The sequence below is a fragment of the Falsiroseomonas sp. genome (assembly GCF_051859025.1).
Classification (GTDB): domain Bacteria; phylum Pseudomonadota; class Alphaproteobacteria; order Acetobacterales; family Acetobacteraceae; genus Falsiroseomonas.
The window spans coordinates 90,060-111,261 of sequence record NZ_JBHYGL010000012.1 but is presented as its reverse complement, the minus strand read 5'-3'; the positions used below and the strand labels follow the sequence as shown (position 1 = coordinate 111,261).

The window sequence follows — 21,202 nt, the reverse complement described above, 5'->3', positions numbered from 1 at the left end:
TTCGTCCCGGCATGCTTACGGAATTCTTAGCGCCGGCGCGGCTTCCCCCCGGCCAGCGCATCTACACGATCGGCGACCCGCATGGCTGCGCCGCGCGGCTGGAGGCGCTGCACGACCGCATCGCCGAACATCTGCTGGACCACCCGGTGGAACGCGCCACGCTCATCCACCTCGGCGACTATGTCGATCGCGGGCCGGACAGCGCGGCGGTGATCGACCTGCTGCTGGGCCCGCCGCCGCTGCACGGGATGCAGGTGGTGAACCTGGTCGGCAACCACGAACAGATGATGCTGGCCGCGCTGTCCCCCACCGCGCCCGATGCTGTGCTGGATTTCTGGCTGGACAATGGCGGCGGCGCGACACTGGAAAGCTACGGCCTGTCCCCCCGCCACCCCGAGGGCTGGGACGCCGTGCCGGACGACCACCTGGCCTTCCTGAAGGGCTGCCGGTCCAGCCACGCCGCCGGCGGCTATCTCTTCGCCCATGCCGGCATCAGGCCCGACGTGCCGCTCGCCGCGCAGGATGTGATGGACCTCACCTGGATCCGGGAGCCCTTCCTGTCCTGGCGAGGCCCGGTGCCCGCCGTGGTGGTGCATGGCCATACCCCCTGCAAGGCGCCGGAGATCCGCGGCCACCGCATCGGCATCGATACCGGCGCCGTCTTTGGCGGCGATTTGACCTGCGCGGTGCTGCAGGATGACCGGATCGGCTTCCTGACGGCGTGATACCAACGGCCGCTTGCAGCGACTCGTTGGTATTCGCTTTTCGCCCTCAAGTGCCGGGCGCGGCCTCCGGCCGCTTGGCTCGCCGCACTTGCGGCGGGCCGCATTCGCGGCCTCGGCCGGCTAGGCCGGCCGCAGGTCATGCCATCGCGCCGTTGGCATGAGATCGCCGGCCACTTCCTACTTTATTGCCCACCCGCGCGGGCGTGCCTTGCGCGGCATGGCGGGGTTGGGGTAGGCGGGAAGGATGCAAGGCCCCGCGCCCGCCGACCTGCCGACCCCTGAAATCCCCGTCGGTGACCTGACGGAGGCGGTGCGTCTGTTGAAACGCGCCTCCGTCCTCGTGGTCGGCGACGCCATGCTCGACCGCTATGTCTATGGCCAGGTCCAGCGCGTCAGCCCGGAGGCCCCGGTGGCCGTGCTGGCGGTGGAACGCGAACTCGCCATGCCCGGCGGTGCCGGCAATGTGGTCCGCAACCTGACCGCCCTCGGCGCCGCCGTCGCCTTCGTCTCCGTGGTCGGGGATGACCAGGCGGGCAGCGACCTGACGGGCCTGATCGGCGGCCAGCCCAATGTGGAGCCCTGGCTGCTGGTCCAGGGCGGCCGCGCCACCACCACCAAGACCCGCTTCATCGCCGCCGGCCAGCAATTGCTGCGCGCGGACCATGAGATGGCGGGGCCGATCAATGCCCGCCTCGCGGACCGCATGGTGCGGATCGCCGCCGATGCCGTGGCCGCGACCACCGTCATGGTGCTGTCCGACTATCAGAAGGGCGTGCTGGCCGGCGATGTCGCCCAGCGCCTGATCGCCGCCGCCCGCACCGCCGGGCGCCGCGTCGTGGTGGACCCCAAGGGCGTGGACTATGCCCGCTACGCCGGCGCCGACATGGTCACGCCGAACCGCGCCGAACTGGCGCTGGCCACCGGCATGAAGGTGGATACGGAAGAAGCGATCGTCGCCGCCGCCCAGCATCTGCGCGCCACCCACGGCTTCGGCGCCGTGCTGGTGACGCGGAGCGAGGATGGGATGACGCTGGTGGATGGCAATGGCATCCGCCATTTCCCGGCCGAGGCGCCGGAGGTGCATGACGTCTCCGGCGCCGGGGATACCGTCGTCGCCGTGGTTGCCGCCGGCCTGGCCGCGGGGCTTTCCGCCCCCGTCGCGGCGCGGCTGGCCAACATCGCGGCCGGCATCGTCGTCGGCAAGGTCGGCACCGCCGTGGCGCGCGAAAGCGACCTGGCGGAGGCGCTGACGCCGGAGCGCGGCGCGCTGCGCAAGGTCGTCTCTCGCGCCACGGCCATGGAGCAGGTGGAACGCTGGCGCCGCCGCGGCTACCGGATCGGCTTCACCAATGGCTGCTTCGACCTGCTGCATCCCGGCCATGTCCATCTTCTGGAACAGGCGCGGTCCTGGTGCGACCGGCTGGTGGTCGGCCTGAATGCCGACAGCAGCGTGAAGCGCCTGAAGGGCGAGACGCGGCCGATCCAGGGGGAGGCCGCCCGCGCCGCCGTCCTGGCTTCCGTCGCCTCCGTCGATCTCGTCAGCGTGTTCGAGGAAGACACCCCCGTCGACCTCATCAAGCTGCTGCGGCCCGACGTGCTGGTGAAGGGCGCCGACTACACCGTGGATGCGGTGGTGGGCGGCGATCTGGTCACGGAATGGGGCGGCCAGGTGCGCCTGGCGCAGCTTCTGCCGGGGCAGAGCACCACGGCGACGGTGGCGCGCATTCGGGGTTGAGCCTTGGGGCTGAGCCTCGGGGGCTTATCCCGGTTCCGCTGGATTTTCGGCGATTGTTCCCGGTGTGATCACGCAATCACGCGCCGGAGTTGTGCCCGTGTTCCTCCCATCCCGGAAGGCTCTGGCCGCCGGTCATTCCACCAGCAGCGCCGCCCGGATCTCCGCCAGCCCCGCCGGGTCCTGCATCGCCGCAAGCCGCCCCGCCGCGGTGACGGCATAGCGGTGCAGAAGCGACCGGCGCCGGGCCGGCGCCAGGGGATGGGCCGAAGCCTCCCGCACCAGCGCGGCCTCCCGCCCCTCCACCACCAGCAACCCGGCATCCTCCGGCAGCAACCCGACCGGGAAATCGAGGTCCACGGCGAAGTAGAGCAGGTCGCAATAGTCGCGGTATTCCGGCCATTTGGTATCGGATAGGAAGTCCCGCGCGCAGGACTTCACCTCCATCACCGCGAAGCGGCCATCGGGCAGCAGCGCCAGGATGTCGGCGCGCCGCCCGTTCGGCAGAGGCATCTCCCGCACCGGCGCCCAGCCTCGCATGCCGCAGAACAGGCTGGCGGCACGGCAGACGGCCAGGGTGCGTTCGGGAACGGTGGGGGTGGCGGACATGGCCTATGTTCGGTCTTTGTTCAGGCAACAGTCAATGTGCTTGCGACGAACGGAACCGGCAAGGCTGCGGCGCGTGTTGACGGCATGGTCGCAACACGGTTTGCCGTCGCCATCCACATCCTCCTCCTCCTCGCCACCGAACCTGGCGGGCAGGCCACCAGCGGGCGCCTCGCCGAAAGCGTAGGCACCAACCCCGTCGTCATCCGAAGACTGGCCGGGCAGCTGGCGCGCGCCGGGCTGATCCGCATCCGCCGGGGACCCGGCGGCGCGGAGCTTGCCCGGCCGGCCGGGGAGATCACGCTGGCCGACATCTGGCAGGCCATGCGCCGCAACGGCCTGCCGCTGCTGCCGATCCATCGCGGATCGGGCCGCGGCGATGCCGTGGGCCGCGGCGCCCCCGCCTTGCTGCGGGAGGTGTTCGACGCCGCGGAGACGGCGCTGGAAGCGCGGCTGGCCGGCGTGACGGTGGCGGATCTAAGCGCGCGGATCGGCGCGGTTCAGCCGACCTGATCGAGCCCGGCGCGCAGCGCCTCCGCCCCCGGCGCGGCGGGGTCGATCAGGCCGTGGCGCAGGAAGAAGTCGATCAGCACCAGGTTCACGTTGAACTTCACCCGGTCCGTCTCCCGCACCGCGCGGGCCACCGCTTCCACCGGCAGCAATTCGAAGCGCTCGACCTCATCGTCATGGGGGGTGGGCACGAAGCCCTCCGGCATCTCCAGGTCGTAGCAATGCAGCACATCGCGCCGCAGCCCTTCCGCGGTGGCCATGATGTAGGAGACGCGGCCTGCGAAGACCGCCCGGCCCGCCATCTCCGGCGGGATGGAGGCTTCCTCGGCCGCCTCCTTCACCAGGCATTCCGAGGGGGAGAGGCCGGCCGGGATGCCGCCGGCGACCACATTATCCATCTGCCCTGGCGCCACGGGCTTGGTCCGGGACCGCCACCCCACCCAGAGATGCAGCCCATCCGGCCGCCGGACGAAGCCGTTCACATGCACGCCCTGGGACATCACGCCGAAGGCCGGCAGCGCGCCGCGATCCATCGTGGCCAGCGCCGGGCCATCGGGCGCGGCGCGCACGTCGAAGGCCTCGCCCCGGATGGTCAGGTGCCCGCGGCCGGCCAGGCCCTTCACCGCCGTCGCCAGCGCCTCGCTCCGCGCCCCCGGCGCGCGCAGCCGCCCGGCCAGCGCCACGCCGCGATCGTCGAAGTGGAACTCCCGGGGATAGAAGGCCAGCGCCCTGGCGAGTTCGGCGCCGAGCCACCCCACCTGTTCCTCCCCGATCCGGAAGCGGATGAGGTGGGAGGGGGAGGCGATGTTGTTGCAGGCGGCGATGTGCCGCTCATAGGGGGCGAGCGCGTCCATTTCTCCCAGTAGCGCGCGCAGCGCATGGCACGGAAGACCACTTGCCGGTTTGCGCACCCTGCGTCAGGCCCCACTTATGGAAGCAACGCGCCTCCGGAGCCCTTGAGTGCAGAAGAATATGCCCAGCGAGCGCAATCATATGCGCACGCTGATGACCATGGTGCCCTATCTGTGGCCGCCGGGTGAGCCCGGGCTGCGCGCGCGGGTCGTCATCAGCCTGGTGCTGCTTGTCTTCGCCAAGGCCGCGAACGTCCTGGTCCCCATCGCCTTCGCCCGCGCCGTGGATGCACTCGCCCCGCAAGCCGGTGGAGCGGGGGCGATCGCGGCGGTGCCGATCGCGCTCGTGCTCGGCTACGGGCTGATGCGCATCACCAGCAGCGGCTTCAACGAATTGCGGGACGCGATCTTCGCCCGCGTCCAGGGCCGCGCCACCCGGCGCATCGCGCTGCAGGTATTCCAGCACCTGCACGCCCTGTCGCTGCGCTTCCACCTGGACCGCCAGACCGGCGGCCTGTCCCGCATGCTGGAGCGCGGCACGCGGGGCATGACCTTCGTGCTGGACTTCCTGCTGTTCAACATCATCCCGACGATCTTCGAGATCCTGCTGGTCTCCCTGATCCTGTGGGGGATGTTCGACGTGTCCTTCACGATCGTCATCCTCGGCACCGTCGGCGTCTACATCGCCTATACGCTGCTGTTCACGGAATGGCGGCTGCGCTTCCGCCGCGCGATGAACGAGACGGATACCGAGGCCAATACGCGGGCCATCGACAGCCTGCTGAACTACGAGACGGTCAAGTATTTCGGCAATGAGGCGCATGAGGCCCGCCGCTACGACGGCAGCCTGGAACGCTACGAAAAGGCCTATGTGCGGTCCGAGGTCAGCCTCAACGGCCTGAATTTCGGCCAGCAGGCGATCATCGGCCTGGGACTCACCATCGTCATGCTGATGGCCGCCAGCCGCGTCGCGAATGGGGGCATGAGCGTCGGCGGCTTCGTGCTGGTCAACACCTACATGATCCAGCTCTTCCAGCCGCTGAACATCCTCGGTTTTGCGTACCGGGAGATCAAGCAGGGCCTGACGGACATGGAAGCCATGTTCCGCCTGATGCGGGAGGAGCGGGAGGTCGCCGACAAGCCCGGCGCGCCCGCGCTGGCCGTGACGGCCGGCGAGATCCGGTTCGAGGATGTGCGCTTCGGCTACCGCCCCGACCGCACGATCCTGAAGGGCGTCAGCTTCACCGTGCCGCCCGGGCGGACGCTCGCCATCGTCGGGCCGACAGGCGCCGGCAAATCCACCATCAGCCGCCTGCTGTTCCGCTTCTACGACACGTCAGGCGGCCGCGTGGTGATCGATGGGCAGGATGTGCGGGACGTGACGCAGGACAGCGTCCGCGCCGCCATCGGCGTGGTGCCGCAGGACACGGTGCTGTTCAACGACACCATCCGCTACAACATCGCCTATGGCCGGCCGAGTGCCAGCCAGGAGGAGGTGGAGAACGCCGCCCGCCTGGCGCAGGTGCATGATTTCGTCCTCCGCCTGCCGGATGGCTACGACACCAAGGTGGGCGAACGCGGCCTGAAGCTGTCGGGCGGCGAGAAGCAGCGCGTGGCGATCGCCCGCACCCTGCTGAAGAACCCCCGCCTGCTGATCCTGGACGAGGCCACCAGCGCCCTGGACACGCGGACGGAACAGGACATCCAGGCCGCCTTGCGCGATGCCGCCCGCGGCCGCACCACCCTGGTGATCGCGCATCGCCTGTCCACGGTGGTGGATGCGGATGAGATCCTGGTGCTGCAGGACGGCCAGGTGGCCGAACGAGGGTCGCATGGCCAGCTGATCACGGCGGATGGCCTCTACGCCGCCATGTGGCGCCGGCAGTCGGAGGCGGTGGCGGCGGCGGAAGCCGCAGCGGCGGCCCAGGCTGCGGCGGAAGGCACGGCGGGGGCGCTGGCGGCGCCCGCCTGAGCCACCGCTTTCCCCGGAAGGGCTTTCCCTCGGGCGAGTCCCTGCCTATGTCGCCTTGAACTAAAGGAACCCGCCGCATGCAGTTCGACCCCCAGGGCGTGGCCCCGGAAGACCTCAGCCACGCCGGTTCGGTGGTCGACAAGGCCATCGAGTACATGATCGAGCAGGGCATCGCGCCCATCTCCATCGCCTCTGCCCTGCTGGGCGGGGCGCTCGGCATGCTGTCCCGCACCATGGATGACCGTGCGGTGGCGGGCGTGCTGCGCAGCGCGCTGGCCTCGGTCGAGTCCGGGGAGCTGGAGGAGATGCGCCGCGCGGCCGGCGCGCCGCCCCATGCGGCCAATCTCTGAAGCCCAATCCCTGACTCAGACTTGACGCCGCGGGGCCTATCCGCGATATGGCCCCCTCTCCGGACCACTCCGCGTGCGGCAGCCTGGCCACTCCGTCCCAGGCACCCGTGCGCGCGCTTTCTCGGGATACATGTCATGGCCCGCCGCTGCGGAATCACCGGCAAGGGCGTGCTGACGGGTAACAACGTCAGCCACGCCAACAACAAGACCCGTCGCCGCTTCCTGCCCAACCTGCAGGAAACGTCGTTCTACTCCGATATCCTTGGCACGCCGGTGCGTATGCGCCTGTCCGTCAACGGTATCCGGACGGTGGAGCACAATGGCGGCTTCGACGCCTTCCTGCTCGGCACCCCGAACCGCGACCTGCCGGTCGAGGCCCAGGTGCTGAAGCGTCGTCTGGCTCGTGCCCAGGCGAAGAAGGCCGTCGCCGCCTGACCATCGAAGGGCGCGGCATCACGCCGCGCCATTCACGGCTTGTCCGGTTGCCTTGACGGCGCCGGACCCCGCCGGACCAGAGCGACCGCGGCGTCCTCACGAAAGCGTCAACTCACTTTGACGTTTTTGCGTGACACAGCCCGGGCATAGGGCTCCAACGTTTACCGTTTGGAAACCGAAGCGGTCCCACTCTGGTCGGGATGACGCCCGAGTCCCTCCTTCCGATCGCACTGGTCCTGGTTGTCGTGGCGATAGCCGTGGCACTGCGTGTGCGGTCCGTCCTGATCGACGCGCGCAATCGCGTCGCGGCTTCCGAAAGGCTGGCCGCCGCACGGGGCCGATGCCTCTCCCTCGCCGCGCAGGAACTGCGGGGGCCCGGCCTGGCGCTGATGGCCCAGGCCGCGCAGATGCTGCCGGGACCGCGCCGGGAAGGGGAGGAAACGCCCCTTGAAGGCGTTGCCCAGCAACTGCTCCGGCTGGCGGATGACCTGGCCGATTTCGCCACCGAACCCTCCCCCCGCACACTCCATGAGGCACCGGCCCTGCTCGGCCCGGTGGTGGATGCCGCCATCGCCGCGGTCGCCGCGCAGATCCGCCCGGGCCGCCGCCACTGGCAGGTCGACCCCGGCCTTCGCAGCCTGACCGTGAAGGCGGATCGCCGCGCCCTGGAAGGCGCGCTGGCCGCCCTGCTGCGTCGCGCCGCACGCCATTCCCGCGACGGCGACGTGGTGGCGCTGCGCCATGTGCTGGGCGCCGAGACCGTCGCCATCGTCGTCGAGGATGAGGGCGATGGACTGCCCGCGCATGACCTGGTGATGGACGCCGCCGGCCCGGTCGCCGGGACGCGAGGCCTGGACCTTGGCCTGACCCTTGCGCGGTCCCTGGCCGCGGCCCATGGCGGCGATATCCGGCTGGAAAGCGCGCCGGGCATCGGCGCCCGCGCCTGGCTCACCCTGCCGCGCGAACGCCTGATGGAAGTCGCCTGATCAGCCCAGCAGTTCCAGGACAAGCAGCAGCGTCCGCTGCAGCCGGTTCTCGTTGTCGTCGGAGATGAGGGCCAGCAGCGTCCGGCCATCCCGCCGCAGCACCGCCAGACCCTCGTAATTGTCGCTGGGGATGGGGGCGGACAGGCGCAGCAATTCCTCCCCCTCCAGCACGGCGCCGATGGCGGGGTTGGCGAGTTGCGCAGCCGGCACGCGGACCAGGCGGCCGGAAAAACCGCCGAAGATCGAGAAGCTGCGCTCCACCACCAGCAGTGCCCCATCCGGCAGCGCGGCCGCATCCACGGGCAGCAGGTTGGCGCCGGGGCGATAGGCGATGGGGCGCCAGGCACCGGGTCGGCCGATCCAGGCCGAGGTCAGGCTGGCATCCGGGCCGGGGGGAAACTCCTCCGCGATCGCCACCAGGCGGCCATCCGGCAGCACCGCCAGCGATTCCAGCCCCGCATTGGCCGGCGCCAGTTCCAGCCGCGGCGGCGCCTCCACATAGGTGCCGGGCGATGAAAGCGTCCGGTAGGCGCGGATGCGGTGCCAGCGTTCGAACCCCACCAGCCAGGTGCCGTCGGACAGGCGAACGAGCGACTCGGAATCGCCGGCATGGCCCCGCGCCAGCGGCTGCCCGGCGCCATCGCGCAGCGGCCCGGCCCGCAGCAGGCTCAGCGAGACCGGCCGCAGCCCCGCATCCAGCGCCAGCCGCATCTCCGCGAATCGGCCGAGGTCGGAAACCATCGTCAGGGTGAGGTCATCCGCCAGATGCAGCGCGGACAAGCCGCCGAAGCCCAGCACCCGCGTATCGATCTCAAGCCCGCCCAGGAGGCGGATGGGCCCGCCCGGCGGCAGGGCCGCCAGGTCCAGCGGGCGGCTCAGCGCGCCCGCCTCCGCCCCCGGCATGCAGCCGGGCAGGCAGGCCAGCGCCGAGGCCAGCAGGCCGCGGCGGCTGATCATGCCCGATGCGTCAGGCGACGAGCGGCGAACGCTCCGCCGCGGCCCTCTGCCAGGCCATCGCCGCATCCTCGTCGAAGAGTTCGGCGAGCTTCTTCATCATGGTACCGCCAAGTTCCTCGGCATCCACGATGGTGACGGCGCGGCGGTAGTAGCGGGTGACGTCGTGGCCGATGCCGATGGCGATCAGCTCCACCGCCTCCCGCCCCTCGATCTCCCCGATCACCTTGCGCAGGTGGCGTTCCAGGTAGTTGCCCGGGTTCACCGACAGCGTGCTGTCATCCACCGGCGCGCCATCACTGATCACCATCAGGATGCGGCGGTGTTCGGACCGCTGGAGCAGGCGCTTATAGGCCCATTCCAGCGCCTCGCCGTCGATGTTCTCCTTCAGCAGCCCCTCGCGCAGCATCAGGCCGAGGTTCTTGCGCGCGCGCCGCCAGGGGGCATCGGCCGCCTTGTAGACGACGTGGCGGAGGTCATTCAGGCGCCCCGGGTTGCGCGGCTTGCCTTCCTGCACCCAGCGTTCGCGAGACTGGCCGCCCTTCCAGGCGCGGGTGGTGAAGCCCAGGATTTCCGTCTTCACCGCGCAGCGTTCGAGCGTGCGGGCCAGGATGTCGCAGCACATGGCGGCCACCGTGATCGGCCGGCCGCGCATGGACCCCGAATTGTCGATCAGCAGCGTCACCACCGTATCGCGGAAGTCGGCCTCGCGCTCCCGCTTGTAGGACAGCGAGAGCATCGGGTTGACCACCACGCGGGCGAGGCGGGAGACATCGAGGATCCCCTCCTCGAGGTCGAATTCCCAGGCGCGCTGCTGCTGTGCCATCAGCCGGCGCTGCAGGCGGTTCGCGAGCTTGGAGACGACGCCCTGGAGGTGCGACAGCTGCTGGTCGAGCTGCTGGCGGAGCCTGGCCAGCTCCTCGGCATCGCAGAGGTCGTCGGCGTCCACCACCTCATCGAAATTGCGGTTGTAGGCGCGGTAGACGGAGGCATCGTCGGTCTGCGGCACCTCCTTCCGCTGCTGCGGGCCGCCCGGGCGGTCATCGCCCTCGGCGGCGGCGCCTTCCTCCTCGCCCTCCTCGGTCTCATCCTCGGCGGCGTCGCCCTGCATGGTCTCGGGCTGGGCGCCGAGCATGCTTTCGGTGTCCTGGGCCTGGGCCTCGCCCTCCCCGGACTGGTCCTGCTGGGAGGAGGTCTCGCCCCCCTCCCCTTCTTCCTCATCCTGCTCGGCCTCGGCCTCGACCTCGGCCTCCGCCAGATCGAGCGCCGCCAGCAGCTTGCGCGCGGCCTTGCCGAAGGCGTCCTGGTTGCCCTGGGCGGCGGCCATTTCCGCGAGTGCGGATTCGCCCTTCTCGCCGACCGATTCGCGCCAGAGGTCGAGCACGCGGCGGGCGGCGGCGGGGACGGGTTCGCCGGACAGGCGTTCGCGCGCCAACAGGCCCAGCGCCGCGGGCAGCGGCAGCTGGTCCTTCCGCGTCATGCGGTCGTAGCCCTCGGCCTCGCACTGTTCCGACAGGCGGGCGCGGAGATTGGCGGCGACGCCGGCCATGTGCTGGCTGCCGATGACCTCGACGCGCACATCCTCCAGCGCGTCGAACACCTCCCGCGCCTCACGCCGCTGCGGCACGCGGGCGTTGTGCACGCCTTCGTCGTGGTGGCGGAGCTTGAGGGCGATGGCATCCGCGGCGCCGCGGAGCTTCGCCATCTCGGAAGGCGGCAAAGCGCGCGTCGGCAGCGGCAGGCGGGCGCGCTTGCCGGCCAGGCCCGAAGGGCCGGGCTGGTAGGCCACCTGCACTTCCGGCACCTGCGCCATGGCGCGCAGCGCCCCGGCGGTGGCGCGCTTGAATTCCTCCTGCCGGGTCTGATCCTTGGTATTCGCCATGGGGCTGCCTGTCACTTCACGCGCTGGGGGAGGTCGAAGGGCGGCGTCCAGGCAAGGGCGTCGTCCAGGCTCCACGGGTTCTGGGCGGGGATGGCCGAAAGGTCCATGCGGGTCTCCGCCGCCGCGGATCGCCGCGCCCGTTCCCAGGCGCGGGGCAGTTTCTCCTCCACCGCGCGGCGGAGGGAGGGCGAATCGAGCATGTCCTGCAACTCGTTCTGGGCATTCACCACGCTGATCGCCCAGGAGCTTGTCGCCCGCTGCGGCTGCACGGTGAATTTCAGCATGTGCATGAGAAGGCGCTCCATCTGGGAGAGCGCCTCCCGGACATCACGCTTGGCCATGCCTTCGAGAAGCGCCGCCAGATGGTCACGATCGATCGCGGAGAGGCGTCCGGCCCGCAGCGCCTCCGCCTGGCCGAGAAGCCAGGCGTGCTCATCGGCATCGGGGTCCGTCCCCAGGCCAAAGAGGCGACCGTCCATGACGCTCTCCCTTCAGGCGCCTACCCCGCCTTGCGGAGCAGGCTGCCGCTCGGCAGTTCCTCGTTGAAGCAGCGCTGGTAGTATTCGGCCACCGTGCCGCGCTCGGCCTCGTCGCACTTGTTGAGGAAGCTGAGGCGGAAGGCGAAGCCGATATCGCCGAAGATCTTGGCGTTCTCGGCCCAGGTGATGACGGTGCGCGGCGACATGACGGTGGAGATGTCGCCGGCGATGAAGCCCGCGCGCGTCAGATCGGCCAGCGCCACCATGGCTTCCGTCTGGCGCTTCGCCTTGGCGTCCTTGTCGTCCAGGCCGAGCTTGGCCATGACGATCTGCGTCTCCTGCGCATGCGGCAGGTAGTTCAGCGTCGCGACGATGTTCCAGCGGTCCATCTGGCCCTGGTTGATCTGCTGCGTGCCGTGATAGAGGCCGGTCGTGTCGCCGAGGCCGACGGTGTTGGCCGTGGCGAACAGGCGGAAGCCGCGATGCGGGCGGATGACCTTGTTCTGGTCCAGCAGCGTCAGCTTGCCTTCGACTTCCAGCACGCGCTGGATCACGAACATCACGTCCGGGCGGCCGGCGTCATACTCGTCGAAGACCAGCGCGCAGGGGTGCTGCAGCGCCCAGGGCAGGATGCCTTCGCGGAATTCCGTGATCTGCTTGCCATCCTTCAGGACGATGGCGTCCTTGCCGATCAGGTCGATGCGGCTGATGTGGCTGTCCAGGTTCACGCGGATGCAGGGCCAGTTCAGCCGCGCCGCCACCTGTTCGATATGCGTGGACTTGCCGGTGCCGTGATAGCCCTGGACCATCACGCGGCGGTTATGCGCGAAGCCCGCGAGGATCGCGAGCGTCGTCTCCCGGTCGAAGCGGTAGGAGCTGTCGACCTCGGGCACATGTTCGGTGCGCAGCGAGAAGGCAGGGACCGTGAGGTCGCTGTCGATGCCGAAGACCTCTCGCACATTGACGGTGGTGTCGGGCATGTCGATCGCGGCGGTGGGGCGGCTCTCGGTAGGGCTGGCGACCTTGGTCATCTCTGGGTCCGGCTGTGGCATTAGGTTGATCCTAGGGCGGTGGCGGCGGCGCGGCTACCCACTCAACCCGCCTTGGGAGCGGGGGCAGGGGCGGCGCGGCCCGGCAAGGCGCGACGGAGCAGGCTGTAGGCGCGGCTGATGTCCTTCAGCCGTTCCTCCCCCTGCCGGTCGCCGCCATTGGCGTCGGGGTGGTAGCGCTTGGCGAGTTCCTTGTAGCGCCCGCGCAGGCTCACGGCATCGATGGGCCAAGTGAGGCCGAGAACGTCGAGCGCCGCGCGCAGTTCGGGCGGCGGCTCATCCGGCCGGGGCGCGGCGCGGCGGCGCTGCGCGTGCAGCGGCGTGTCCTTCAGCATCCCGAGCGGGTCGCGGAACATCTCCGGGTGGTCGAAGGGGTTGGCGCCACCGAGGCGGCCGAGCGGCCAGGTGGGGCGCTGCCAGCCGGCATCGCTGCGGATATTCGCCTCGATCTCCCCGGGCGCCATGCCTTTGTAATAGTCCCAGGCACGATTGTATTCGCGCACATGCTCCAGGCAGAACCAGCGGTACTGGTTCAGGGAGGCGCGATCCCGCGGCGCGCGGAAGCCCCCGGGCTCCGCGCAGCCCGGCGATTCACAGGGACGCGCGGGCGCTTCCGGTTCCGCGGTCGCCAATCCGATACGGTCGCCTCGTCGCGCCATGCGGGACTTATGGTCGCGGCATCCGGGGCGCGCAAGGCAGGGCGGACATGCCTTGCGCGGGGCTTTCCGCGGCGGCAGGAAGCACCACATGCAAGCCATGAACGAGCCGAACCGCGCCGCCCGGATCGAGGCCGCGATCCGCAGCGCCTTCGCCCCCACCGACATCACCGTCCAGGACGACAGCGCCCTTCACGCCGGCCATGCCGGGGCGCGGCCGGGGGGGGAGACGCATTACACGCTGCGCATCGTGGCCGACGCCTTCACAGGCCAGAACCGCGTCGCGCGGTCCCGCGCCGTGCATGCCGCGCTGGCGCCGGAGTTCGAGGCCGGTCTGCACGCCCTCTCGCTCCGGCTGCTGACGCCAGAGGAAGCGGCGCGAAGCTAGCCTACTCCTCCATCGCCGCCTGGTGCCGCGCCACCACCGGGCTGTCCGGCGCGTAGGCGAGGCAGGAGCCGATCGGCAGCTTGCGGATGGGGCCAGGGGCGGGCAGGCCCGCCTCCTTCAGGCGCGCCGCTTCCTCCCGCGCCTTGCGCCATTTCAGCGGGCCGATGGTCTGGAACGCGACCGTCGCCATCTGCGCCAGCAATTCGCGAAGGTGGGTGCAGCCGACGCTCCCGCCCACCCTGTCCTTCACCGCGCGATTGAAGCCGACGCCGATGGAAACGCCGGCAAGTGCGGAAAAATTGGGTGCGGCGCCGGGGCAGACGGCGTAGGGGGCGAAGTCGGTGGAGGCTTCGCAGGCGCGGATCACCATGTCCTCCCCCACCACTAGGCGCAGCCACATGCCGTGCAGGGGCTCCCCGGCGGGGATGGCGCCGCGGTCCATGTTCTCGAAGGGGTAGGTCTTGGTGTCCACCAGATGGGCTTCGATGTCGTAGAGGCCGTCCGCGCGCGCGAAACCCTGCATCTCGATCGTTCGGGTGTGGATGAGGCGACGATCGGTTTCGGGCGCGGACAGCGGCATGGGGGTCCCCCGGCGATGGTGCGGTGCGGGATGACCCTAGCGGCTGGGGGACGGGGCGGGAATGCCGGGGTGGGAATAGCGGGACGCCGCCTACTCCCCGCACCCCTCATCCCGCAGCAGCGTCTGCACCGCGAGCGGCGGCACCTCGCTCGTAGTGAAGCAGTCGCCCGGCGCGCGCAGCAGGATGAAGCGCATGGCCCCTTCCCGCGCCTTCTTGTCCTTGCGCATGCGCCCCATCAGCGCCTCCGCCGAGAATTTGCGCTTCAGGTCGCCGATCCGCGCCGGCAGCCCGACTTCCTGTAGGTGGGAGATCACCCGCCCCGGCAGTTCCTGGCTGCAATGGCCGAGGCGCGCGGAGAGCGCGGCGGCGAGGCCGAGGCCGACGGCCACGCCCTCCCCGTGCAGCAATTCGCCGCCATAGCCGCATTCCGCTTCCAGCGCGTGGCCGAAGGTGTGGCCGAGGTTGAGCAGCGCGCGGCCGCCTTCCTCACTCTCCTCCCGTTCATCCGCCGCGACGACGGCGGATTTCAGCCGGCAGGATTCCATCACGGCATGGGCCAGCGCCGCGGGGTCCCCGGCCACGGCGCGGGCGCCCTCGGCCTCGCACCATGCCCAGAGTTCGCCCTGCAGCAGCCCGTGCTTCGCCACTTCCGCGTAGCCCGCGCGGAGTTCGCGGGGCGGCAGGGTGCCCAGCACGCCGGTATCGGCCAGCACCAGGCGGGGCTGGTGGAAGGCGCCGACCAGATTCTTGCCGAGCGAGAGGTTGATGCCCGTCTTGCCGCCCACCGAGCTGTCGACCTGCGCCAGCAGGGTGGTGGGTATCTGGATGAAGGTCAGCCCGCGCAGCGCCACCGCGGCCGCGAAGCCCGCGAGGTCCCCCACCACGCCACCGCCCAGCGCCACCACCGCGGTGCGGCGATCCGCTCCGGCGGCCAGTGCCGCTTCCAGCACGCATTGCAGTTGGCCGAAGGATTTGCTGGCCTCCCCGGGCGGGACGGTGATGGCGGAGACGATGGTGATCCCGGCCTCCGCCAGCCCCGCGGTCAGGGTGGGCAAATGCAGCGCGGCGACGGTTTCGTCAGTGATGACGACGACGCGCCGCGCCGGCAGGACGGGGGCGATCAGCGCCCCGGCGCGGGCCACCAGGCCCTCACCCACCAATATGTCATAGGCCCGGTCGCCGAGCCGCACCGGCAGGCGGGAGGGGTCGCGATGGGCGGCCAGCGCCTCCATCACCCGGCGGGTCGTCGTCTCGGGCGGTTCGTCGGTGCAGTCCACGATCACGGGGGCCTCGGCAAAGGTGGGGTGGCGCGCCGTCATCAGGCGCTCCAGCACCTCACGCGGGTCCTTGTTGAGGAAGAGGGGCCGGTGTTCGCGGCCCGCGACGCGGCGGAGCAGGGTGGCGATGGTGCAGCGCAGCCAGACCGCGACGGCGCCGGAGGAAGCGACCGCCGCCCGCGTGCGGGCATCGGAAAAGGCGCCGCCGCCGGTGGCCAGCACCAAAGGCGGCCCGGCCAGCAGGCGCGCGATGACGCGGCGTTCGCCATCCCTGAAATGCGGCTCCCCGTATCGCGTGAAGATCTCGGTGATCGGCAGGCCGGCGGCGGCCTCGATCTCGGTATCCGCATCGATGAAGGGCAGGCCCAGCTTCGTGGCCAGGCGGCGGCCGATGGAGGATTTGCCGGCCCCGGGCATGCCGACCAGCACAATGCTGCGAGCGGCGGCGGGATGGGGGTCGGCGCGCACGGCATCCTCCGCACCGAAGGGCGCGGCGGGGGCCGGGGGGGCGCTGGCATCCAGGGACGGCCAGGCCGAAAGGGCGGTGTTGCGTGACACGATGCGCGAGGCTAGCACAGCCAAGCCCGCGCGAGGATCCGCCCTTCCGATGTTCCGCCACCCCCTTCTGCTGCTGGTCGTGCTGCTGGTCGGGGTGGTCGTGCTCGGGCTGCTGGCGGTCGGCGCCTTCCCGCCCACCGTGACGCCGCAGCCGGTGGAGCGGACCGTGCCGGCGGAGCGCTTCGGCACACGCTGAGCCGCCTCGGATGGCCTGGGACCGGCACGCGGAAGCGTTCCTGGAGATGCTGGCCGCGGAACGCGGCGCGGCGCGCAACACCATCAGCGCCTATGCGGCGGACCTTGAGGATTTCGGCGTGCATTGCCGGCAGCAGGGCGTCGCGCCGGCGGAAGCGGGGGTGGAGGTGCTGAGGTCCTACCGCCGCGGCATGTCGGACGCCGGCTTGGCGGCGCGGACGGCGGCGCGCCGGCTTTCCGCCCTGCGACAATATTTCCGCTTCCTGGCGCGGGAGGGGGTGCGGGCGGATGACCCGACCGAATTGCTGGAAGGCCCCCGCCTGCCCGCCAGCCTGCCCAAGGCGCTGAGCGAGGCCGATGTGACGGCGCTGCTGGAGGGTGCCGCGGGGCTGCCCGGCGCGCGGGGATACCTGGCCGTGGCGCTGGTGGAACTTCTCTACAGCAGCGGGCTGCGCGTCAGCGAATTGATCGCACTCCCCGCCAATGCGCTGCGGCCGGGCCAGCCGCTGGTGGCGGTGACGGGCAAGGGCAACAAGGAAAGGCTGGTGCCGATTTCCGCCCGCGCGCGGGAAGCGGCGCTGGCGACGATGAAGGAACTGCCGAAGGGCGCGAAGCCTTCGCGCTGGCTGTTTCCCTCCCGCGCCGCGGGTGGGCACATCACGCGGCAGAATGTCGGGCTGATCCTGAAGGATGCGGCGATCGCGGCGGGGCTGGACCAGGACAGGGTCAGCCCGCATGTGCTGCGCCACAGCTTCGCCTCCCACCTGCTGGGGAACGGCGCCGACCTCCGAAGCCTGCAGATCCTGCTGGGCCACGCGGATATCGCGACGACGCAGATCTACACCAAGGTGCTGGAGGAAAGGCTGAAGCGCCTGGTGGAGGAACACCACCCGCTGGCGTGAGGGAGCCTCACAGCCGCCCGATCAGGTCCCCGAAGCCCCAGATCAGCGTGCCCAAGATCAGCAGCGCGAAGCCCGCCTTTTCCATGATCTGGCGGTCGAGGTCGCGTTGCAGGCGCTTGAAGCTTTCCAGCCGCACGGTGCGTTCCGCGCCGTCCACGCGCTCCATGTCCTGCAGCAGCGCCATCAAATCGGCCCGCGCAATCAGCACCTTCCGGCTGGCCAGCACCAGGCCGAGTGCGGTGATGATGGCGCCCGATCGCGCGAACCACATCCAATCCGTCGTCGCGATCGACAGCCAGATGCCGGCGGCCATGGCGGCGATGGTGGCGGCCGTGAAGCCGCGCACCACACGCCGCAGCGCGCGGGATCCCTGTTCGGTCACCCTCAGCCCTTGTGGACGCGGAGCGGCCCGAAACTCTGCGCCACCGGCATCAGCTGCATCGTGTTGATGTTGACGCGGGCGGGGCGGGAGACGGACCAGTGGACGGCATCCGCGATATCCTCCGGCGTCAGCGGATCCGTGCCCGCATAGGGGGCGGCGGCCTTGGCGGCATCGCCCTTGAAGCGCACGGCGCTGAATTCCGTGCCGCCCACCAGGCCGGGCTCGATCTCCGTCACGCGGATCTGCGTGCCGAAGAGATCGGCGCGGAGGTTGTGGCTGAACTGGCGGACGAAGGCCTTGGTGGCGCCATAGACGTTGCCGCCGGGATAGGGCCATTCGCCGGCGGTGGAGCCGATATTGACGATGTGCCCGCGATCCCGCGCCACCATCCCCGGCAGCACGGCGCGCGTCACATACATCAGCCCCTTGCAGTTGGTGTCGACCATCGCGTCCCAGTCATCGAGGTCGGCGCCCTGCGCGAGGTCGAGCCCCGCGGCCAGGCCGGCATTGTTCACCACCACGTCGATCGTCCGGAAGCTGCCGGGCAGCGCCTCGATTTCCGCCAGCACGGCCTTCCGGTCCCGCACATCCAGCGGCACGGAATGGCAGCGTGTGGGCCCCAGTTCCTCCACCAGCGAGGCCAGGCGATCGCCGCGCCGGCCGGTCGCGATGATGCGCCAGCCATCGGCGGCGAAGCGGCGGGCGATGGCCAGGCCGAAGCCCGCGGTCGCGCCGGTGACGAGGATGGTGCGCTCGGTCATGGCCGTTCCCTGTCGTTGCGGCGACCGATGTCGCCCCGGTTTCAGCCGACGCGCAAGAGCGCCGGCCCCTCCTGCCGCAGCCATTCAACCGCATCGTCGCGATTGGGCGTGAGGCGCGAGACATGCGCCCAGAAGCGGGCGGAGTGGTTGAGTTCCTTCAGATGCGCGACCTCATGCGCCACGACGTAGTCCAGCACCCATTCCGGGGCCATCACCAGGCGCCAGGAGAAGGCGAGCGTGCCATCCGGCGCGCAGCTGCCCCAGCGGCTGCGCGTGTCCTTCAGCCGCAGCGCGCGCGGCTTGACGCCGAGTGCCGCGGCATGCGGGCCGATGAGGCTGCGGATGCGCCGCCTTGCCTCCGCCCGCATGAAGTCGCCGACGCGGCGGCGCAGGAAGGCGGGATCGCCGGCGACGATGATGCTGTGACCATCGAGGAAGGCGCCGCCCAGCGCCGCGGGATCATGGCGGATGCGATGCGGCGCGCCGCCCAGCAGCACCGTGGCATCGGCCTCGAACGGCACGGCCGGGGCCAGGGCGGCCAGGCGTTCCATCACCCAGTCGCCGTGTTCCCGCAGCAGCGCCAGGCCGGCGCGGCGGCCCTTGCCCGGCGGCAGGATGACGACGACGGCGCCATGCTTCGGGCAGATGCGCATGGAGACGCGGCGCGCGCGGGTGGAAGCCTGCCAGCGCACCAGGCAACGGGCAGGCAGCGCCAGGTGGCCCTTCGCGGCGGGCAGCGTGATCAATTCCGATTCGGGGAGCATCGAACCACCATGGCGCGAAGGGCCTTCGCGATTCAACCGCTTGACATACTTCGCTGCACTACTGTGTTGACGGGCATGCCCCAACGCCTTTCCATCGCGCTCGCGCTCCTCGCCCTCGGCGCCATCTGGGGGCTGACACCGGCGATGGCGAAACTCGCGATGGCGCAAGGGATGAAGCCACTCGGCGTCGCCACCATCGCGGCGGTGATCAGCGCCATCACGCTGCTGGCGGTCTGCGCGCGCAGTCGCGACATGCCGCGATGGACCCGGCCGCATTGGGTGCATTACGTCAGCGGCGGCTTCATCGGGCTGGCCTGCGCGAACCTCTTCGCCTTCACGGGGCTGAGCCGCGCGCCGGCCGGATTGTTCGCGCTGCTGGTGCCGCTGTCGGGGCTGCTCAGCACGCTGTTCTTCGCCATGGCGGGGATAGAGCGCGCGACGCCGCGCATCATGCTGGGCGCGGCGCTTTGCGTGGCGGGCGTCGGGCTGGCGATGGCGCCGGGCGCCGCGCTGCCCGATCCCGCGCTGCTGCCCTGGGCGGCGCTGATGGTGCTGACGCCGGTCTGCTACGCGCTGTCCAACCTGCTGTCGGTGAAGCTCGCCGTGCCGGGAAGCTCGCCACTGGCGCAGGCGGCGGGGACGCTGGTGGGTGCGTCGGGATCGGTGCTGCTGATGGCGCTGGCCCTCGGCCATCTGGGTCCGCCGCCGAGCGCGGGCATCGCGATGCTGCTGCTGGTGCAGGGCGTGATCACGGCGGTGGCCTACCTGATCTATTTCCGCCTGCTGGTCAGCGCGGGGGGCATGGTGACCAGCCAGGTCTCCTACCTCATCACGCTGGCCGGCCTGATCTACGGCTTCCTGCTGTTCGACGAGGTGCCGGGCTGGCTGACCCTGCCGGCCGCGGCGCTCATCTTCTCAGGGCTGGCGCTGGTGACGCTCACGAAGCGTCAGCCGGCATAGGCCTTCAGCTCGACCTCGACGAAGGACAGCTTCGCGGTGCCGGCATTGACCACGTTGTGCTCGGTGCCGAAGGCGCGGGCGTAGCTGACGCCGGCCTTGAGTTCCGCCGTCATCGTCTGGCCGCCCGGCAGTTCCAGCAGCAGCGTGCCGTCGGTGACGGGCGTGACCACATAGGACATGCCGTGGCGGTGCCAGCCGGTCTCCGCGCCGGGATCGAAATCCCAGCGCGTGACCTTCACCTTGTCGTCGTCGATCTGCACCGTGCCGGTGGCCGGCGCGCGGCAGGTGAGCGGCGTGCTCATTCAGCCGCGGCCTTCATGCCCATGCCCGCCAGCGGCAGCGCGCCGGCGGCCTGCATCGCATCCCATGCCTTCTGACCTTCATCGCCGGCGAGCGGCAGGTGCGGCGGGCGGATGGTGCGCCAGCCATCATGGCCGGTGCTGCGGGCGATGATCTCACGCAGGCCGGGGATCAGCGCCACGGCCGTCGCGGCCTTGCGGGTCGCGTCCAGCACGGCCTGCGCCGCATCAGCCTCGGCGCCCGTGCGCTTCTGGTAGACGATCTGGCCGAAGCGGGCGTTGACGTTGGCGGCGGCGGTGATGCAGCCGGCGCCGCCCTCGGCCAGGATCTTCTGCACGAAATTGTCGGCGCCCGAATAGACCTCGAACCCGTCCTTCGCGAAGTGGTCGATCATCGCCTTCATGTTGGCGTAGTCGCCCGACGAATCCTTCACGCCCTTGATGACACCCGGGAAGGCCTTCAGCAGGCGGCCGATCAGGTCGAGGCTGAAGGGCACCGCCGATTGCTGCGGGAAGTGATAGAGATAGAGGGCGATGCCGCCGCCGACGCGGTTCACGACCTCGGAGAAATAGGCGAAGAGCCCGTCATCCGTCGGCGCCTTGTAGTAGAAGGGCGGCAGCACCAGCACGCCGCGGCAGCCCTGCGCCTTCGCATGCTTGGTCAGTTCGACGGTATCCATGAGCGAGGCGCAGCCGGTGCCCGGCATCAGGCGCGTCGCGGGCACGCCGCGGGCCACGATGCCTTCCAGGATCATCTTGCGCTCATCGAAGCCGAAGCTGTTGGCCTCGCCGGTGGTGCCGAGGATGCCGAGGCCGTTGCAGCCATTGGCCAGCAGCCACTTGCAATGCGCGGCATAGGTATCGAGGTCCGGCGAGAGGTCGGGGTTCATCGCCGTCAGGGCGGCGGCGTTGATGCCGCCGAAAAGCGCGTCCTTCATGATATCCGGG

The 21,202-nt window shown here is 70.4% G+C and carries 25 protein-coding genes; 11 read left to right on the top strand and 14 right to left on the bottom strand.

Annotation, left to right across the window (positions count from 1 at the left end):
• Positions 1-11: 11 nt before the first annotated feature.
• Both ACTIE5_RS12610 and rfaE1 read left to right on the top strand, forming a co-directional pair.
• Positions 12-725: a metallophosphoesterase family protein gene (locus ACTIE5_RS12610; protein WP_439550055.1), complete on the top strand. Its 714-nt coding sequence runs from the start codon at positions 12-14 to the stop codon at positions 723-725.
• A gap of 244 nt (positions 726-969) precedes the next feature.
• A complete protein-coding gene (rfaE1, locus tag ACTIE5_RS12605) occupies positions 970-2,460 on the top strand; it encodes a D-glycero-beta-D-manno-heptose-7-phosphate kinase (protein ID WP_439550054.1) in 1,491 nt (496 codons plus the stop codon).
• A 132-nt stretch (positions 2,461-2,592) separates the two neighbouring features.
• Here rfaE1 and ACTIE5_RS12600 read toward each other — a convergent pair whose 3' ends face one another.
• Positions 2,593-3,066: an MmcB family DNA repair protein gene (locus tag ACTIE5_RS12600; RefSeq protein ID WP_439550053.1), complete on the bottom strand. Its 474-nt coding sequence runs from the start codon at positions 3,064-3,066 to the stop codon at positions 2,593-2,595.
• An 84-nt stretch (positions 3,067-3,150) separates the two neighbouring features.
• Between ACTIE5_RS12600 and ACTIE5_RS12595 the strand changes: the two genes are divergently transcribed.
• Positions 3,151-3,576: an Rrf2 family transcriptional regulator gene (locus tag ACTIE5_RS12595; protein ID WP_439550052.1), complete on the top strand. Its 426-nt coding sequence runs from the start codon at positions 3,151-3,153 to the stop codon at positions 3,574-3,576.
• Here the strand turns inward: ACTIE5_RS12595 and ACTIE5_RS12590 are convergent.
• A complete protein-coding gene (locus tag ACTIE5_RS12590) occupies positions 3,564-4,427 on the bottom strand; it encodes a DUF4743 domain-containing protein (protein ID WP_439550051.1) in 864 nt (287 codons plus the stop codon). The genes ACTIE5_RS12595 and ACTIE5_RS12590 overlap by 13 nt on opposite strands.
• Before the next feature lie 139 nt (positions 4,428-4,566).
• Between ACTIE5_RS12590 and ACTIE5_RS12585 the strand changes: the two genes are divergently transcribed.
• The 4 genes from ACTIE5_RS12585 (at position 4,567) to ACTIE5_RS12570 (ending at position 8,167) form a co-directional block, all read left to right on the top strand.
• On the top strand, positions 4,567-6,396 hold the full coding sequence (locus ACTIE5_RS12585) for an ABCB family ABC transporter ATP-binding protein/permease (protein ID WP_439550050.1): 1,830 nt from the start codon (positions 4,567-4,569) through the stop codon (positions 6,394-6,396).
• A 77-nt stretch (positions 6,397-6,473) separates the two neighbouring features.
• The gene (locus tag ACTIE5_RS12580; protein WP_439550049.1) at positions 6,474-6,746 is read left to right on the top strand and encodes a hypothetical protein; all 273 of its coding nucleotides are present in this window, start codon (positions 6,474-6,476) and stop codon (positions 6,744-6,746) included.
• 135 nt (positions 6,747-6,881) lie between these two features.
• Positions 6,882-7,181 (top strand): 50S ribosomal protein L28, encoded by a 300-nt coding sequence (gene rpmB, locus ACTIE5_RS12575; RefSeq protein ID WP_439550048.1) that lies wholly within the window; start codon positions 6,882-6,884, stop codon positions 7,179-7,181.
• A 257-nt stretch (positions 7,182-7,438) separates the two neighbouring features.
• Positions 7,439-8,167 carry a sensor histidine kinase gene (locus ACTIE5_RS12570; protein ID WP_439550047.1) on the top strand — a complete coding sequence of 243 codons (729 nt, stop codon included), beginning with the start codon at positions 7,439-7,441 and terminating at the stop codon, positions 8,165-8,167.
• Here the strand turns inward: ACTIE5_RS12570 and ACTIE5_RS12565 are convergent, their stop codons facing one another.
• From ACTIE5_RS12565 to ACTIE5_RS12545, 5 genes are all read right to left on the bottom strand, one after another.
• Positions 8,168-9,124 carry an esterase-like activity of phytase family protein gene (locus ACTIE5_RS12565; RefSeq protein ID WP_439550046.1) on the bottom strand — a complete coding sequence of 319 codons (957 nt, stop codon included), beginning with the start codon at positions 9,122-9,124 and terminating at the stop codon, positions 8,168-8,170.
• A gap of 10 nt (positions 9,125-9,134) precedes the next feature.
• A complete protein-coding gene (gene cobT / locus ACTIE5_RS12560) occupies positions 9,135-11,003 on the bottom strand; it encodes a cobaltochelatase subunit CobT (RefSeq protein ID WP_439550045.1) in 1,869 nt (622 codons plus the stop codon).
• An 11-nt stretch (positions 11,004-11,014) separates the two neighbouring features.
• Positions 11,015-11,482: a DUF29 domain-containing protein gene (locus ACTIE5_RS12555; RefSeq protein WP_439550044.1), complete on the bottom strand. Its 468-nt coding sequence runs from the start codon at positions 11,480-11,482 to the stop codon at positions 11,015-11,017.
• A 20-nt stretch (positions 11,483-11,502) separates the two neighbouring features.
• Positions 11,503-12,513: a cobaltochelatase subunit CobS gene (gene cobS, locus ACTIE5_RS12550; RefSeq protein ID WP_439550043.1), complete on the bottom strand. Its 1,011-nt coding sequence runs from the start codon at positions 12,511-12,513 to the stop codon at positions 11,503-11,505.
• Positions 12,514-12,575: 62 nt separating this feature from the next.
• Complete coding sequence (locus ACTIE5_RS12545) at positions 12,576-13,190, bottom strand: DnaJ domain-containing protein (RefSeq protein WP_439550042.1); 615 nt, start codon at positions 13,188-13,190, stop codon at positions 12,576-12,578.
• Positions 13,191-13,278: 88 nt separating this feature from the next.
• On the opposite strand from ACTIE5_RS12545, the gene ACTIE5_RS12540 reads away from it, so the two are divergent.
• Entirely contained in the window at positions 13,279-13,575 is a 297-nt protein-coding gene (locus ACTIE5_RS12540) for a BolA family protein (RefSeq protein ID WP_439550041.1), read from the top strand.
• A gap of 1 nt (position 13,576) precedes the next feature.
• On the opposite strand, the gene ACTIE5_RS12535 is transcribed toward ACTIE5_RS12540, so the two are convergent.
• Positions 13,577-14,155 (bottom strand): DUF2889 domain-containing protein, encoded by a 579-nt coding sequence (locus tag ACTIE5_RS12535; RefSeq protein ID WP_439550040.1) that lies wholly within the window; start codon positions 14,153-14,155, stop codon positions 13,577-13,579.
• A 90-nt stretch (positions 14,156-14,245) separates the two neighbouring features.
• Positions 14,246-16,009 (bottom strand): 3-dehydroquinate synthase, encoded by a 1,764-nt coding sequence (aroB, locus tag ACTIE5_RS12530; RefSeq protein ID WP_439550388.1) that lies wholly within the window; start codon positions 16,007-16,009, stop codon positions 14,246-14,248.
• A 31-nt stretch (positions 16,010-16,040) separates the two neighbouring features.
• On the opposite strand from aroB, the gene ACTIE5_RS12525 reads away from it, so the two are divergent.
• Together ACTIE5_RS12525 and ACTIE5_RS12520 are read left to right on the top strand one after the other, a co-directional pair.
• Positions 16,041-16,187, top strand: coding sequence for a hypothetical protein (locus ACTIE5_RS12525; RefSeq protein ID WP_439550039.1), 147 nt, complete (start codon positions 16,041-16,043; stop codon positions 16,185-16,187).
• A 10-nt stretch (positions 16,188-16,197) separates the two neighbouring features.
• Positions 16,198-17,088 (top strand): site-specific tyrosine recombinase XerD, encoded by an 891-nt coding sequence (locus ACTIE5_RS12520; RefSeq protein ID WP_439550038.1) that lies wholly within the window; start codon positions 16,198-16,200, stop codon positions 17,086-17,088.
• Between the two features lie 7 nt (positions 17,089-17,095).
• Here the strand turns inward: ACTIE5_RS12520 and ACTIE5_RS12515 are convergent, their stop codons facing one another.
• From ACTIE5_RS12515 to ACTIE5_RS12505, 3 genes are read right to left on the bottom strand one after another with little or no spacing between them, the layout of a single operon-like run.
• Positions 17,096-17,470, bottom strand: a complete 375-nt coding sequence (locus ACTIE5_RS12515) for a hypothetical protein (RefSeq protein WP_439550037.1) — start codon at positions 17,468-17,470, stop codon at positions 17,096-17,098.
• A 2-nt stretch (positions 17,471-17,472) separates the two neighbouring features.
• Positions 17,473-18,231, bottom strand: coding sequence for an SDR family NAD(P)-dependent oxidoreductase (locus ACTIE5_RS12510; RefSeq protein WP_439550036.1), 759 nt, complete (start codon positions 18,229-18,231; stop codon positions 17,473-17,475).
• Between the two features lie 41 nt (positions 18,232-18,272).
• On the bottom strand, positions 18,273-18,995 hold the full coding sequence (locus ACTIE5_RS12505) for a M48 family metallopeptidase (RefSeq protein ID WP_439550035.1): 723 nt from the start codon (positions 18,993-18,995) through the stop codon (positions 18,273-18,275).
• A gap of 75 nt (positions 18,996-19,070) precedes the next feature.
• Here ACTIE5_RS12505 and ACTIE5_RS12500 point away from each other — a divergent pair, with 75 nt between their 5' ends.
• Positions 19,071-19,955: a DMT family transporter gene (locus ACTIE5_RS12500; RefSeq protein ID WP_439550034.1), complete on the top strand. Its 885-nt coding sequence runs from the start codon at positions 19,071-19,073 to the stop codon at positions 19,953-19,955.
• On the opposite strand, the gene ACTIE5_RS12495 is transcribed toward ACTIE5_RS12500, so the two are convergent.
• Both ACTIE5_RS12495 and ACTIE5_RS12490 read right to left on the bottom strand, forming a co-directional pair.
• The gene (locus tag ACTIE5_RS12495; protein ID WP_439550033.1) at positions 19,943-20,257 is read right to left on the bottom strand and encodes a cupin domain-containing protein; all 315 of its coding nucleotides are present in this window, start codon (positions 20,255-20,257) and stop codon (positions 19,943-19,945) included. The two genes, ACTIE5_RS12500 and ACTIE5_RS12495, sit on opposite strands and share 13 nt — an antisense overlap.
• Complete coding sequence (locus tag ACTIE5_RS12490) at positions 20,254-21,192, bottom strand: dihydrodipicolinate synthase family protein (RefSeq protein ID WP_439550032.1); 939 nt, start codon at positions 21,190-21,192, stop codon at positions 20,254-20,256. Before ACTIE5_RS12490 ends, ACTIE5_RS12495 begins: the two co-directional genes overlap by 4 nt.
• Positions 21,193-21,202 lie beyond the last annotated feature (10 nt).

Bases quoted from the DNA above. Each gene is read 5' to 3' on its own strand.
- ACTIE5_RS12610 (WP_439550055.1), top strand. From the start codon at position 12: ATGCTTACGGAATTCTTAGCGCCGGCGCGGCTTCCCCCCGGCCAGCGC.
- rfaE1 (WP_439550054.1), top strand. From the start codon at position 970: ATGCAAGGCCCCGCGCCCGCCGACCTGCCGACCCCTGAAATCCCCGTC.
- ACTIE5_RS12600 (WP_439550053.1), bottom strand. From the start codon at position 3,066: ATGTCCGCCACCCCCACCGTTCCCGAACGCACCCTGGCCGTCTGCCGT.
- ACTIE5_RS12595 (WP_439550052.1), top strand. From the start codon at position 3,151: ATGGTCGCAACACGGTTTGCCGTCGCCATCCACATCCTCCTCCTCCTC.
- ACTIE5_RS12590 (WP_439550051.1), bottom strand. From the start codon at position 4,427: ATGGACGCGCTCGCCCCCTATGAGCGGCACATCGCCGCCTGCAACAAC.
- ACTIE5_RS12585 (WP_439550050.1), top strand. From the start codon at position 4,567: ATGCGCACGCTGATGACCATGGTGCCCTATCTGTGGCCGCCGGGTGAG.
- ACTIE5_RS12580 (WP_439550049.1), top strand. From the start codon at position 6,474: ATGCAGTTCGACCCCCAGGGCGTGGCCCCGGAAGACCTCAGCCACGCC.
- rpmB (WP_439550048.1), top strand. From the start codon at position 6,882: ATGGCCCGCCGCTGCGGAATCACCGGCAAGGGCGTGCTGACGGGTAAC.
- ACTIE5_RS12565 (WP_439550046.1), bottom strand. From the start codon at position 9,124: ATGATCAGCCGCCGCGGCCTGCTGGCCTCGGCGCTGGCCTGCCTGCCC.
- cobT (WP_439550045.1), bottom strand. From the start codon at position 11,003: ATGGCGAATACCAAGGATCAGACCCGGCAGGAGGAATTCAAGCGCGCC.
- ACTIE5_RS12555 (WP_439550044.1), bottom strand. From the start codon at position 11,482: ATGGACGGTCGCCTCTTTGGCCTGGGGACGGACCCCGATGCCGATGAG.
- cobS (WP_439550043.1), bottom strand. From the start codon at position 12,513: ATGACCAAGGTCGCCAGCCCTACCGAGAGCCGCCCCACCGCCGCGATC.
- ACTIE5_RS12545 (WP_439550042.1), bottom strand. From the start codon at position 13,190: ATGGCGCGACGAGGCGACCGTATCGGATTGGCGACCGCGGAACCGGAA.
- ACTIE5_RS12540 (WP_439550041.1), top strand. From the start codon at position 13,279: ATGCAAGCCATGAACGAGCCGAACCGCGCCGCCCGGATCGAGGCCGCG.
- ACTIE5_RS12535 (WP_439550040.1), bottom strand. From the start codon at position 14,155: ATGCCGCTGTCCGCGCCCGAAACCGATCGTCGCCTCATCCACACCCGA.
- ACTIE5_RS12525 (WP_439550039.1), top strand. From the start codon at position 16,041: ATGTTCCGCCACCCCCTTCTGCTGCTGGTCGTGCTGCTGGTCGGGGTG.
- ACTIE5_RS12520 (WP_439550038.1), top strand. From the start codon at position 16,198: ATGGCCTGGGACCGGCACGCGGAAGCGTTCCTGGAGATGCTGGCCGCG.
- ACTIE5_RS12510 (WP_439550036.1), bottom strand. From the start codon at position 18,231: ATGACCGAGCGCACCATCCTCGTCACCGGCGCGACCGCGGGCTTCGGC.
- ACTIE5_RS12505 (WP_439550035.1), bottom strand. From the start codon at position 18,995: ATGCTCCCCGAATCGGAATTGATCACGCTGCCCGCCGCGAAGGGCCAC.
- ACTIE5_RS12500 (WP_439550034.1), top strand. From the start codon at position 19,071: ATGCCCCAACGCCTTTCCATCGCGCTCGCGCTCCTCGCCCTCGGCGCC.
- ACTIE5_RS12495 (WP_439550033.1), bottom strand. From the start codon at position 20,257: ATGAGCACGCCGCTCACCTGCCGCGCGCCGGCCACCGGCACGGTGCAG.
- ACTIE5_RS12490 (WP_439550032.1), bottom strand. From the start codon at position 21,192: ATGAAGGACGCGCTTTTCGGCGGCATCAACGCCGCCGCCCTGACGGCG.